Source organism: Halioglobus japonicus, from assembly GCF_001983995.1.
GTDB lineage: Bacteria > Pseudomonadota > Gammaproteobacteria > Pseudomonadales > Halieaceae > Halioglobus > Halioglobus japonicus.
The window spans coordinates 3,043,535-3,056,079 of record NZ_CP019450.1 but is presented as its reverse complement, the minus strand read 5'-3'; the positions used below and the strand labels follow the sequence as shown (position 1 = coordinate 3,056,079).

Sequence of the window (12,545 nt, the reverse complement as noted above, 5' to 3'; positions counted from 1 at the left end):
CTAGCCTCTGGGAGGTAATCCGTGCACCAGGGTAAGCGACACCAGTGTGGTGGCCGCACGCCGATGTTCGGACAGCGCCTGGTACTCCGCATCGTTGTACCAGGCTTCGGCGGCGTCAGCCGACGGGAATTGGAAGATCACCATGCGGCCCTCTCTGGGGTCTGTACCTTCGAGGTGTTTGACGTTGTCATCGAAGGTGAAAAACGATCCCCCGTGCTTTTTCAGAATCGGAAAAAATCCTTTCTCATAATTTAGGTACTCGGCCTGGTCGTGAACAATCAGGTTGGCGACTACATAGGCGGGTGCTTCAGACATTATTGTTTCCTTAAGTGGTGTGTGGGGTTATATGCTTTTCAGCCAGGCGGCCACTGCCTGTCCAATGTCTACTGGCGAATCTTCCTGAATGAAGTGCAGGCCCTTTACCGTGACTTCCTGCTGGTTGGGCCAGGTGCGGCAGAATTCGCGCTGTGGGCCGACCAGGATAGAGCCGGGCTCGGCGTTAACAAAGAGCTTGGGAAAAGGCGCCGCGCTCATAAAAGCGCCGTATTCCTCGACCAGTTCCACGATATTCGCAGGATCGCCTTCAATGGGGATCTGGCGCGGCCAGTTAAGCAGTGGCTGGCGTGAATCGGCGTCGGTGTGGGGGCGCGATACGCGTCCATTTCTGTCTCTGTCAGGGTGCGAAGAATGGAGGAGGGTAGGACGCCCTCGATAAACATATTGCGATTGAGAATGAGGTCTTCGCCTTTTTCCGAGCGGAAACCCTGGAAAATACCCACGCCGCTCGCTGGCCAGTCCGCCCAGTTGACGGGTCTGACAATGCCTTCCATATAGGCGACGCCTTTGACCTGATCAGGGTGGCGCATGGCCCACATAAAACCGATGGCGCTGCCCCAGTCGTGGATGACCAGGGTAACGTTCGTCTGGGCGTCAATGGTCTCCAGCAGGCCTGCCACGTAATGATAGGCAACCTCCAGGGTATATCGGTCCGTCCCCTCGCTGGCCGGTAACTTTTCTGAATCGCCCTGGCCGATAAGATCCGGGACGATAACTCTGCCAGAGTTAACTAACTCCGGAACCACGTTTCGCCACAGAAACGATGAGGTGGGGTTGCCGTGCAACAGTACAATCGGGTCGCCTTGCCCTTCTTCGATGTAGGCGATTTTCTTACCTGCGACGGTGGCTGTTTTTTTTGTGTAGGGCATGGTTTCAGATAGCATGATGAGTATCCCGCTTCTTTAGGGTATTCAGGCCGCCTGCTCGAGCATCGACAGGCTGTTATCGATAAGGTGTTGTAACTCGGCTGGCGAGTGGGGTCGTCGACACTGCACCCGCAGGCCGAGGTTGAGTGTCATGACCAGCGCGGCAAGGGTTTGTGGATCGAGATGTGAAGTCGACGCCCCGCTGCTTAGGTCAGCGGTAAATGCGCGAACAAACGCGTTCTCGATAGCGTCGAGTTTATCGGTCGCCAGTTCACATAACTCGCTGTCGACATCGGCTAGCTCCAACACGGTATTCACCATCATGCAGCCCTGCTGCACTTTATTGGGCGATACCTGCAACATTGTTGATTCGAAAAACGCACGCGCGAGCTCCGTCGCGGAGCGGTCCTCTGCGTGCCGCTCAACCATAGTGAGTGTGCGGTCGCCGAACATTATCAGGCACTCAACAAACAGCTCTCGCTTGGTGCTATAGCTCGCGTAGAAACTGGACCGGGCGATGTTCATTGCTGCAAGTAAGTCCGGGAGAGAACATGCAGTATAGCCTCTGGCCCAGAATAGCTTCATCGCCGCCTCAAGGGCCTTGGTGCGGTCAAATTCTGCGGAGCGGGGCATGGCGGCCTCGTGTATACGTCAAAGAAGAATCATACTGTACCGATTGGTACAAAAAGGCAAGTGGACGTAAACCCCGATACAGCGAGCAGATGATAGCCGTAAGCCTCCCGAGCCGTTTACAATGGGCTGGCACGATAACAAAACCCGGGGAATTCCATGCAAGACGTTCTGCAAATACACACGACGCTAATGTTCGCTGCACTATTCGGCATACTGCATGTGATCTTCACGCTGCGGGTAGGGGCATACCGTTTCAAGTCAGGAATCAGCCTGGGTGATGAGGGCGATAAGGAATTGCGCAATCGGATTCGGGCACATGGCAACTTTATCGAGAACGTCCCCATCGGCCTTATTCTGCTGTTGCTCAACGACTTGAATGGCTTGTCTGATACTGTGCTGATGGTGCTCGGCTCGGTACTGTTGGCGGCCCGAGTGCTGCACTACGTGATGATCGTCTCCCGATCGCTGCCCATCGTGCTACGTCCGATCTCCATGCTCGGCACTCTGGGTTCAATCCTGACCCTGGCGATTCTGCTACTGGTGTAGCCGGGCGCCCATGGCGGCGGTACGCACCGAGTCAGGCAACTGATTCCTTCTGATTGACCTTGCGCAGGACGCGAACAAAGGTTTCCGCGTCCTGTGCCCCTGGAACCTGATACTTATTGTTAAAGATGAAGGTCGGCACCGCGTGAATGCCCTGATCAAGCCAGTGTTCGAGCTCTGCGTTCACTTCGTCTGAGAACGTTCCCTGTTCCAGAACCAGACTCGCCTCATCCTCGGGCAATCCTGCCTCTGCCGCTGTTGCGGCCAATACCTTTGCATTGCTCACGTCTTTCCTGTGGCTGAAAAAGGCGGTAAACAGGGCCAGCTTCATTTCAGTCTGGCGGCCTTTCAGTCCCGCCCAATGTAGTAGCCGATGAGCGTCGAATGTATTAACCATGCGCATGTCGTCAAAGTAGTCAAAACTGAACCCCAGGGATTCGCCCAGGTCCGTCAGGCGCTGTCTGGCGGCTATACTCTGTTCTGCGGTGGAGCCATACTTCATCATCAGGTGTTCGCGCAGATTCTGTCCTTCAGGCGGCATGTGTGGATTGAGCTGGAAGGGATGCCAGCGAATGTCCACATCGCCCACTTCCGGGGTTGCCTGTAACGTTTTCTGCAATTGCTTGTAGCCGATGATGCACCAGGGGCATACAACGTCGGATACGATATCGATGTGAAATGTATGCTGACTCATGGTTTTAGCCTCAGGCTTTTTCTGTGGCCACTGATTATGATCACTTGCGCCGGGCATGCAAGCGCTGCCTGAAAGTGCGCAGCCTGGTCGCCGCCGAATCAGCGTCGAGCTGGCTTGCGGGTACGTTTGTTGTAGAGGTATTGAAGCAGTGCCAGCGTCAGCAGATTGATAGTCAGCGCCCAAATGCCACTGTGGATGTCTGTAAGCGGCGAAAGCTGTGGCCATGCCCGCAGAGCAACAGCGACAGCGCAACCTGTCAGCAGACCTCCCAGTATTGCTTCAGTGCGTAGTTGCGGCATGCGTAGGCCCAGGACCACGGCGGGAAAGACCTGAATAACCAGTTCCAGCTTCAGCACCAGTAGCGACCAGATGGTGTTGGGAAGCAAAATAGCCATGGCTGCCATTGCTGCCATCATCATCCATGTGAGGCGTCGGCCTATCTGGTGTAAACGCGGCTGCGGAATCTCTGGGTAACGCCGAGCAATGACATCCTTATTCACAATTGAGCCCAGCGTAAGCAGGCCGGAATCAATCGTCGACATGATGGCGGCTATGGCTGCACCCATGTAGAGCGCAAGTAGCCAGCTCAAGCTGCTACCATCGGTGAGCAGATCGCTAATGGCGATGACGACTATCTGTTCGCTTTCAGCGCGATTCAGATCGCTGAACCACTCGGCGCCGCTGATACCGATGAGAAACAGCGGTAGTGTGGTGAGCAGCGGCATAAAAAACATAAGCGTATAAGACCGGCGCAACGTGGTCTCACTGCGGGCTGCATAGATGCGTTGAATCGCCTGCGGATACACTGCCGCGCCGAGCGCAATCAGCAGAACAAGGCTGATAAACTGATGCGTTGGCGCTGGCTGAGAGAAAAAACGAGCTGTTTCAGTCAGTAGTAGTTCAGGGTGGTTCATTAAACCGGTATCGGTGCGGCCCAGTAGCAGAAAGAAGACAATCAGGCTGCCACCCATGAGCATCAGGCCCTGGATCATGTCGGTCCAGATAACGCCGCGCATACCCCCCAGGGTTTCATAAACCGCCATGATAATGCAGACCAGAATAATGGCCTGGGCAAAGCTCAACAGGCCACCACTGCCAGTGCTCAATAACAGGCCGATGGCCTTCAGGTTGCCGAGGATAAACGTTACCAGAACTACCACAAACACAGCGTTTACCGTGTAGAGCAGTGCGTTGCTCTGATAGCGCCACAGAATGTAGTCACCGACGGAGATAAACTGCTCTTGGCGTGCGATGCGGTGCAGTTTTGGCGCATAGAGCAGGTAGATCAGCACAATGCTCATCACGCCGAGAATAAACGCGCCGGCCATGATGCCGTCGCGGTAGGCTTTGCCGGGCAGTGCGAAAAAACTGTTGCCGCTGTACTGGGTAGCGTACAGCGTGAAGAACAAACTCATCACGCCTAGCGATCCGCCGGCGAGGTAATAGTCTTTGAGGCTGGATTCGGCGCTGGCGCGTCTTGCGAACCAGCCGATTGCGAGCAATGAGCAGAGATAGACAATGACCAGCGCGGTCCCGGTGCTGTCGAGAATCATAATGTCGTTGTTGTTTGTTCGTCGGTGAGCAGTCTTTCCAATTCTGCGATGTGTGGATCGGGGTCACCCAGTTCGCGCAGGGCTTCGGCCAATTGCAGCGCGTAGTCGCGATTGCTGCCACTGGGGCCGTGTGCTCGGGCGATGTGCTGCGCGAGTTCCGGCATAGGGGCCGGGCCGAGGTAGGCGGGATTGTCGCTGTCGGCAACATAGATTACGCCGGCCACCTGGGTGTTGTCACTGCGCAAGGTGATCAGTCCATCGAAGCGCTGGTAGCCGTTCTTCTCACGGTAGTCGAGATGTTCAAACACCTGATGCTCGACCAGATAGGCGACGCCGTGGCAAACCCGGCCCGGTGCCGGGAGCAGGGTAACTACACGACCTGGAGCCTCCGGCGTGCCGCGATGATCGTGAGAACCCTGCCAGAACCGCCGCTCCCAGCCCGTAATGTTCGCTATTTCTCGCCGCAGGAAAGGAAAGTCCACTTTGTAGATCAATGAGCCATAGCCAAATACCCAGGCAGGCTTGTGCAGGTCGCGGGACTGGCGGTGGCCGGTGAGGGGGGCACTCATTGGGTTTGTCTGACATCGTACATATTGGGCCAGTATATCGGGCTCCCGAGTTGCTGTGGAGAGCAACATCGTTTGTGCAAACTATATGTGGAATCTACTGGTCAATCCCGGGGGGGCACGTTGACCAATTAGCGTGCGGCGTCTATAGCTTTTATACCCCTTGTTGGAGCAGAAACAATGATCAATAAACGATATGCGCTCTTCACTTTGGTGGTAGCGATTATGGGCTGGTGCCCAGCGACTATCGCCCAAGCCGCAACAGACAGTGACGCCATAATGCAGCGATTGCTGGCGCTGGAGGAGAACCAGCGCAGACTGGAGGCGGAGCTGGCGCAGCGCGATATGAGGATTGCCGAGCTCGAGCAGCATGTTGGGCTGACGGATGAGCACCTGCGTTCGATGGATGTGACTCCCGCCATGGAATCCGAAGCGATGGCGGCAACCACACAGGCTGCGCCACCGGCGGCGGACAAGGACGATTCTGTACTCGGCATTTTCAATACCGGCGGCGCAGGTATTACCTTGGCGCAATCTGAAAATGCCAAGTTGAATTTCAGCGCATGGAGTTACGTGCGCTATCTCAATCAGCGCGGTCTGGACGATTCCTACACCGACAGCTTCGGGCGAGAGTTTGATATCGACCTGCGCAATGATTTTCAGGTCAGCAAAGTCAACCTGACCTTTTCCGGTTGGCTGTTCGATCCCGCCTTCCGCTGGATGTTCTACACCTGGACCTCCAATACCAGTCAAGGTGAGAGTGCCCAGGTGGTTGTAGCGGGCAACATGAAATACAAGTTCAATGAACACCTGGATGTAGGCTTGGGTATCGACGCGCTGCCGGGCACCCGTTCCATGTCGGGTACCTTCCCGCGCTTCAATAAAGTCGATAGCCGCCCTATGGCCGACGAATTCTTCCGCCCCAGCTATACCACGGGCATCTGGAGCGCTGGCAAGATCACAGATCGCAGCCAGTACAAGCTGATGCTGGGTAACAATCTGTCGCAGCTGGGTGTAAACGCTAGTCGTCTCGACGACCAACTGAATACCTGGAGTGGTCGCATTGACTGGATGCCGACCACGGGTGAGTTCGGGCCACAGCGCGGCTACGACGATTGGGAGATGCATGACGAGGTGGCCACCCTGTTCGGCATCGCGGCTACCCGCAGTAAAGAAGATCGCCAGAGCCAGCCCGGTACCGAGGACATCAACAACAGCCAGATTCGCTTGTCTGACGGTACCCGGATATTTCAGCCGGGTGCATTTAATACCAATGGCCGCATCAATCGCGCTACCTACGAAATGCTGGCCATGGATGTGGGTATGAAGTATCAGGGCTTCGCGCTCTCTGGAGAGTACTACTGGCGCTGGGTCGACGATTTTGAAATCGAAGGTGATATCCCCGTCGATGACCTATACGACCACGGCTTCCAGTTGCAAACCTCCTACATGTTTATACCGAAGTATCTGCAGGGCTATGTCGCCGGCTCGAAAATCTACGGCGAGTATGGCGACCCCTGGGATACGGCGATCGGCGTGAACTGGTACCCCAAGCGTGAGCGGCTGTTCCGGGTGAACTCGGAGCTTGTCTACATGAAAGACTCCGCCGTCGGCTATTCCAGTATTCCCTATGCGGTGGGCGGTGATGGTGTAGCCTTCCACACCAATGTTGAGATGAAATTCTAGCAACAGGAGAGCCCTGTATGACAACCACGGTAAAAGCGACGCTAATGACGATGGCTGCTGCAATCACTTCGATGGGTGCCGCTGCCCAGGATGACTACTACGATGGCCACGTACATCTCACTAACTACGTTCAGGAGGGGCTCACAGCCCGTGAGTATCTCGATGTGGTGGGAGAACGAGTGCGGCGATCAGTTTTGTTCGGTATTCCACTGCAAATGCACTGGTCGCATCGGGTGACCGGTAATATTGCACCAACGTACTATCTCGATGCGGATACGGACCTCTACTACTACTCATTCAATGACGCCTATATTGCTCAGCAGTACATGTCGCTCACCGAGTCTGAGCAGCAGCGCTTTGAGCCGATGATTACGGGCTTTAATCCTGCGGATTCCTATGCCGCTGATCATGTTCGTCGGGTCTTGCAAACCTTTCCCGGCGTATTTAGCGGCATTGGCGAATTCACCATTCACAAGGAATTCGTGTCCGCTAAAGTGGCGGGCGATGTTGCCAGTCTTCTGGATCCAGCAGTAGACAAGATATTCGAGTTTTGTGCTGAATCAGGCCTGGTCGCCATTATGCATAATGACATTCATATGCCCTTTGTGAAGCCGGAAGGACGGCGTGTGTACTTTGAACAGGCCAAGGCACTGCTGAAAAGGCACCCGGATGCGACTATCATCTGGGCGCACACCGGGCTTGGCAGGGTGGTACAACCGGTAGAGGGGCATCTGGCGATGATTGAGGAAATACTCGCAGATCCCGAGCTGGAGCACGTCTACTTTGACCTCTCCTGGAGCGAAGTGGCCAAGTACGTAGTTGCTACTCCGGAAACGACGCGCCTGACCGCAGCGTTCCTTGAAAAATACCCCGATCGCTTTCTCATGGGCACCGACAATGTAGCGCTGGATACACCCGAGGCTGCCTATGCGGTTTACGAATCGTACCGCCCGTTGTGGAATTCACTCTCGCCGGAAACCAGTGAATTGGTCCGCAAAGGTAATTTCGCCAGGGTCTTTGACCAGGCTGCAAAAGATGTGCGCGCCTGGGAGAAGGCTAACCCGGCGCGACGCTGAAGGGTGCCGCCCAATGATGGGCGGCCAGGTAGCAACGACCCAATCAGTCCCAGTTGGGCGCGCGCTTTTCGAGAAAGGCACTAATGCCTTCTCTGGCGTCCTGGCTTTGCAGGCATGCGTTTAGTTGTTCACGCAGGTAGGGTAGGGCACTGTCAAAGTCCATGCTGTCCTGGGCATTAAAGGCCGCCAGCCCCATACTCATTGAGCCGGGAGCGAGACTGGCCAATTCCTCTGCCAGCGCTGCCGCATGTGTCTGCAGCGCTTCGGCCGGTACCGCGGTGTTAATCAATCCGTATCTTTCTGCTTCTGCGGTACCAATAGGGTTGCCGCGCATAATGAAATCCAGCGCGGCCCGTTGCGGCATGATCCGGAACAAACCGCCCATTACCATAAACGGCCAGATTCCCCGCTTGATCTCGGGAGCCGAAAACTGCACACCTTCAGCGGCGATGGCGTGAGTGACATTGCACAGGAACAGCAAGGCGCCGGCAAACAGGTTGCCGTGAACGCAGGCAATAGACGGTTTGTTGAGATGGCGGAAGCGCAGGGCGATATCGTCCAGATCACCACGCACCGGTACGGTAGAGGCCGTCTCACTGGCCTTGCCGCTCATGGCGGCCAGGTCGCCACCAGCACAGAAAATATCGCCGTTGGCAGCCAGTACCACTGCGCGAATGCCGCGCTCCTGCTTGGCGTAATCCAGTGCATAGATGATCTCCGCAGCCATCGTGGGGTTAATGGCATTCTTGCGCTCAGGTCGGTTTAGCGTGATCGTGAGTACGTAGTTTTTCTCTTCCAGTTCGACGGTCTCAAAGTGAAGTCCGTTGAGTGAGAGTTGTTCATTGCTCATGGTTGCTGTCTCTACTTTGCCAGATCTGCTGGCACATCAATGAGTTTGGCGCGCAGGTATTCGCCCATGGATTTGGCCTGCGGGTCAGTGCGCACTGAGGATGCCACGCCCTCGCCGAGAATACCCTTGATAAAAAAGTTCAGCGAATGAATGTTGGGCAGTTCGTAGCGCTCAATGTCGAACTCGGCGGTTTCGGGCATGAGCGTTTTGAGCCGTTCCACCGTCAGGAATTCGTGGAGAAATCCGTAGGCCTGCTCGCTGGTAGCCCAGACGCCGACGTTAGCGCAGCCGCCCTTGTCGCCGGAGCGCGTGCCGAACAAGCGTCCAAAGGGCAAGCTCACAGGGGCGCCCTGGGGGGCAGCGGACACAGGTGCCGATGCAAACTCCGCTTCAATCGCTGGCAGGCCCAACTGTGATGTGGGTTTAACGTCAATCACCTGACCGTTTACGTGTACATGTTCAGTGACGTGGCTGCTGTCGATGAGTGCTGGCCAGTACGCGAGAAATGTGTCGCCATTGCCGATCGGGTTCATCGGTCCAAAGCCAGGAATGTTGGCCAGTGCGAGTTCGATCATCTTCGCGCTGAACAAGCGCCCGACAAGATCCTTGTCACGGGACTTGCACACGATGCGCAGCCGGGCAAAGGCCTCTTCATTGATGCTGGGGTTTTTTTTGTCCGTGCGCAGCAGTTCAATCGTCACATCGTCGAACTGTTCCTTGCCGCCAATACTGTTGAAGAAGGTTTCGCTCAGTATCTTGGCCTTTTCTTCAATATCCAGGCCGGTCAGCAGCAACTCGAAACCGTTGCGGAATCCGCCCAAGGTGTTAATGCAGACCTTGTGTGTTTTGGGAGGGGCCGAACCCTTGCAACCGCTGATATACACACGGTCTTCGCCAACCTGCTCAATTTGCAGCGAGTCAAAGTGGCCGATGACATCGGGGTTTTTGTAGGCGGGGTCACTGATCTCGTACAGCAACTGCGCCTTTACCGTGCCGACAGAAACGAGGCCGCCCGTGCCAGGGTGCTTGGTAATGGTGCAGTGACCATTGGCCTCAATTTCGGCGATGGGGTAGCCAGGGTTGTCGAAGCTGGGTACTTCCTGGAAGAACGCGTAGTTGCCTCCGGTAGCTTGCTGACCACACTCGATAATGTGGCCGGCGGCGAGTGCACCCGCCAGGGCATGGTAGTTATCCCGTTGCCAGTTAAACTTCCAGGCCGCCGGACCGATCACTACAGCTGCATCGGTGACGCGGGGACAGACCACCACATCAGCGCCCTGGTCCAGGGCCTCCTTAATGCCCCAGGCACCCAGGTAGGCGTTGGCGGTGAGCATCGTGTTCTCGGTGTCGACCAGGTTGACGCCGGTATCCATGTTGGTAAACGTTTCGCCACTCTCACCCAGCGCCTCCAGGCGCGGGGCAATATCGTCGCCATCGATGTAGGCAATATTTGCCTGCAAGCCTTGCTCGGCGGCAATGTCTTCGATGGCTGCCGCCATAGCGGCGGGATTGAGGCCACCGGCGTTGGTGACAATTTTGATGTTCTTCTCCAGGCACAGTGCCAGAACATCCTTCATTTGCTTGAGAAAGGTGCCCACATAGCCGGTGTTGCGCGACATTTTCTGGCTGTAGAGAATCGCCATGGTAAGCTCGGCGAGGTAATCACCTGTCAGCACGTCAATAGGACCGCCCTCAACCATCTCACGGGCCGCGGACAGCTTGTCCCCATAAAAACCACTGCAGTTGGCGATCTTGATTACATCAGTCATCGCTTTGTTCCCCCTCGATGGTTGCCAGCAATTGCTTGGATTTCACCTGCTGGCCCGTTTCGCAGCTGATCGCCGTCACGATGCCGCTAATGCCTGCCTTTAGGGCATGCTCCATCTTCATCGCCTCCAGAACCACCAGGGTCTGTCCGGCTTCGACAGTATCACCTTCCGTGACCAGTACATCGACAATCGCGCCGTCCATGGACGCTTTTAGTTGGCCGCTGCCTGCGCCTCCGGCAGCCGCGGCAGGCTGGTAGGTGACGTTCTCGATAATGAAATGACCGGTGCCGTCATCCAGATACAGCGTGTTGCCTGCAAACGCAAAGCGCATGGATTCGCGCACACCATTGTCGATATAGACGCACTCGGAATCGCTGAGGGCGACCAGGGTCAGGGAGTGACGCTCCTCTCCAACTGCAACTTCGTAGCTGCCGTTGCCTTCTGTGATCGCGATGGCCTGGGCTTGCCCATCGAAGGCCAGCTGGTAGGTGGTTGCCGCTGCAGCCGGGTTATGCCAGCTCGCGTCGCTTCCCGGACCGGCCGCAGTAGCCTGAGCCTGGAAGAGCAGGGCGGCCCGCGCGAGTGTGGCTTGCCGCGGCTTCTTCTGGTCCATACTGATGTCAGCACTGAAGTGCTGTTCGATAAATGCCGTGGTTGCTTCACCTTGAGCAAACACTTCGTGGCGCAAAACATTCTGCAGAAACAGCTTGTTGTTGTTCATGCCCAGCAGCTGGGTATCCTGAACGGCAGAAGCCAGGCGCCGGATAGCCTCCGCACGATCGCTGCCATAGGCGATGACCTTGGCAATCATTGGGTCATAGAAGGGGCTGACCTCCTGACCCTGCTGGATGCCGTGGTCCATGCGCAGTCCCGCGCGCTCGGGGTATTCCCACAGGCGCACCGTGCCGGTCTGAGGCATGAAGTTATTGCGGGGGTCCTCGGCGTAAAGGCGAACTTCCACCGCGTGTCCGCTCAGAGAGACTTCGTCCTGTGTCAGCGGTAGTTGTTCGCCGGAAGCTACTTTCAATTGCCAGGCGACCAGGTCTTGCCCGGTGATCAATTCGGTCACCGGGTGCTCTACCTGCAGGCGAGTATTCATTTCCAGGAAGTAGAAGTTCTTGTCCTTGTCGACCAAGAACTCTACCGTACCGGCCCCGCGGTAGTTGCAGGCTTTGGCTGCATTGACCGCCGCTTCGCCCATACGTTGGCGCAGCTGGGGATCTACAAAGGGCGAAGGGGCTTCTTCCACAACTTTCTGGTGGCGGCGCTGAATGGAGCAGTCGCGTTCCCCCAGGTACACCGCATTGCCGTGCTCGTCTGCAAACACCTGGATTTCCACGTGACGTGGTTCGAGTACCGCTCGTTCCAGAATCAATTCCCCACTGCCGAAGGCGCTCTCGGCCTCTGAGCGTGCGGTGCGAATTTGTTCTGCCAGCTCTCTCGCCTCAAACACCAGCCGCATGCCGCGGCCACCACCACCGGCAGAGGCTTTCACCATCAGCGGGAAGCCGATGTCAGCGGCCTTGGCGAGCAGCGTGTCGTCGGATTGGTCGGCATCCTGGTAGCCGGGAATACACGGCACACCTGCTTCGATCATGGCGATCTTGGATAGCCGCTTGCTACCCATTAATTCGATCGCATCGGGACGCGGGCCGATAAAGACAATGCCTGCGTCTTCGCACGCACGGGAAAAATCCGCATTTTCCGAGAGGAAACCATAGCCCGGATGAATTGCGTCGGCGCCTGTCAGCCTGGCGGCCTTAAGAATGTTGTCTGCTACCAGGTAGGATTCATTCACGGCGGCCGGGCCTATGCATACCGCCTGGTCGGCTTCGCTCACGTGCAGTGCATTCGCGTCGGCTTCACTGTAAACAGCGACGGTGCGATAGCCCATATCCCGAGCCGTGCGAATGACACGCACGGCGATTTCCCCGCGATTGGCGATCAGTAGTTTAGTAATCTTACTCATGATG

The 12,545-nt window shown here is 56.4% G+C and carries 13 protein-coding genes; 3 read left to right on the top strand and 10 right to left on the bottom strand.

The features are described 5' to 3' along the window. Genes BST95_RS14365 through BST95_RS14355 form a run of 4 tightly spaced genes read right to left on the bottom strand, consistent with a single transcriptional unit; the run spans position 1 to position 1,835 of the window. On the bottom strand, positions 1–315 hold the full coding sequence (locus BST95_RS14365) for a DUF1330 domain-containing protein (RefSeq protein WP_066051411.1): 315 nt from the start codon (positions 313–315) through the stop codon (positions 1–3). 27 nt (positions 316–342) lie between these two features. Then, on the bottom strand, positions 343–534 hold the full coding sequence (locus BST95_RS20650) for a hypothetical protein (RefSeq protein WP_240500204.1): 192 nt from the start codon (positions 532–534) through the stop codon (positions 343–345). Beyond that, the gene (locus BST95_RS14360; RefSeq protein ID WP_240500203.1) at positions 531–1,220 is read right to left on the bottom strand and encodes a haloalkane dehalogenase; all 690 of its coding nucleotides are present in this window, start codon (positions 1,218–1,220) and stop codon (positions 531–533) included. The genes BST95_RS20650 and BST95_RS14360 overlap by 4 nt, the downstream gene beginning before the upstream one ends. 27 nt (positions 1,221–1,247) lie before the next feature. Beyond that, a complete protein-coding gene (locus BST95_RS14355; RefSeq protein ID WP_066051406.1) occupies positions 1,248–1,835 on the bottom strand; it encodes a TetR/AcrR family transcriptional regulator in 588 nt (195 codons plus the stop codon). A 156-nt stretch (positions 1,836–1,991) separates the two neighbouring features. Between BST95_RS14355 and BST95_RS14350 the strand changes: the two genes are divergently transcribed. Continuing rightward, a complete protein-coding gene (locus BST95_RS14350; RefSeq protein WP_084200264.1) occupies positions 1,992–2,381 on the top strand; it encodes an MAPEG family protein in 390 nt (129 codons plus the stop codon). Positions 2,382–2,412: 31 nt separating this feature from the next. On the opposite strand, the gene BST95_RS14345 is transcribed toward BST95_RS14350, so the two are convergent. The 3 genes from BST95_RS14345 to BST95_RS14335 all read right to left on the bottom strand — a co-directional run bounded on the left by BST95_RS14345 (position 2,413) and on the right by BST95_RS14335 (position 5,194). Further along, positions 2,413–3,072, bottom strand: a complete 660-nt coding sequence (locus BST95_RS14345) for a DsbA family oxidoreductase (protein WP_084201187.1) — start codon at positions 3,070–3,072, stop codon at positions 2,413–2,415. Positions 3,073–3,170: 98 nt separating this feature from the next. Further along, positions 3,171–4,625, bottom strand: coding sequence for a sodium:solute symporter family protein (locus BST95_RS14340; RefSeq protein WP_084200263.1), 1,455 nt, complete (start codon positions 4,623–4,625; stop codon positions 3,171–3,173). Next, complete coding sequence (locus BST95_RS14335; protein ID WP_084200262.1) at positions 4,622–5,194, bottom strand: gamma-glutamylcyclotransferase; 573 nt, start codon at positions 5,192–5,194, stop codon at positions 4,622–4,624. Before BST95_RS14335 ends, BST95_RS14340 begins: the two co-directional genes overlap by 4 nt. Before the next feature lie 177 nt (positions 5,195–5,371). Between BST95_RS14335 and BST95_RS14330 the strand changes: the two genes are divergently transcribed. Beyond that, positions 5,372–6,877: a hypothetical protein gene (locus tag BST95_RS14330; RefSeq protein ID WP_205737283.1), complete on the top strand. Its 1,506-nt coding sequence runs from the start codon at positions 5,372–5,374 to the stop codon at positions 6,875–6,877. A gap of 17 nt (positions 6,878–6,894) precedes the next feature. After that, positions 6,895–7,953, top strand: coding sequence for an amidohydrolase family protein (locus BST95_RS14325; protein WP_205737282.1), 1,059 nt, complete (start codon positions 6,895–6,897; stop codon positions 7,951–7,953). 43 nt (positions 7,954–7,996) lie between these two features. Here BST95_RS14325 and BST95_RS14320 read toward each other — a convergent pair whose 3' ends face one another. From BST95_RS14320 to BST95_RS14310, 3 genes are read right to left on the bottom strand one after another with little or no spacing between them, the layout of a single operon-like run. After that, the gene (locus BST95_RS14320) at positions 7,997–8,803 is read right to left on the bottom strand and encodes an enoyl-CoA hydratase/isomerase family protein (RefSeq protein WP_084200260.1); all 807 of its coding nucleotides are present in this window, start codon (positions 8,801–8,803) and stop codon (positions 7,997–7,999) included. Positions 8,804–8,814: 11 nt separating this feature from the next. Next, a complete protein-coding gene (locus tag BST95_RS14315; protein ID WP_084200259.1) occupies positions 8,815–10,572 on the bottom strand; it encodes an acyclic terpene utilization AtuA family protein in 1,758 nt (585 codons plus the stop codon). Beyond that, positions 10,565–12,541 (bottom strand): acetyl/propionyl/methylcrotonyl-CoA carboxylase subunit alpha, encoded by a 1,977-nt coding sequence (locus BST95_RS14310; protein WP_084200258.1) that lies wholly within the window; start codon positions 12,539–12,541, stop codon positions 10,565–10,567. The genes BST95_RS14315 and BST95_RS14310 overlap by 8 nt, the downstream gene beginning before the upstream one ends. Positions 12,542–12,545 lie beyond the last annotated feature (4 nt).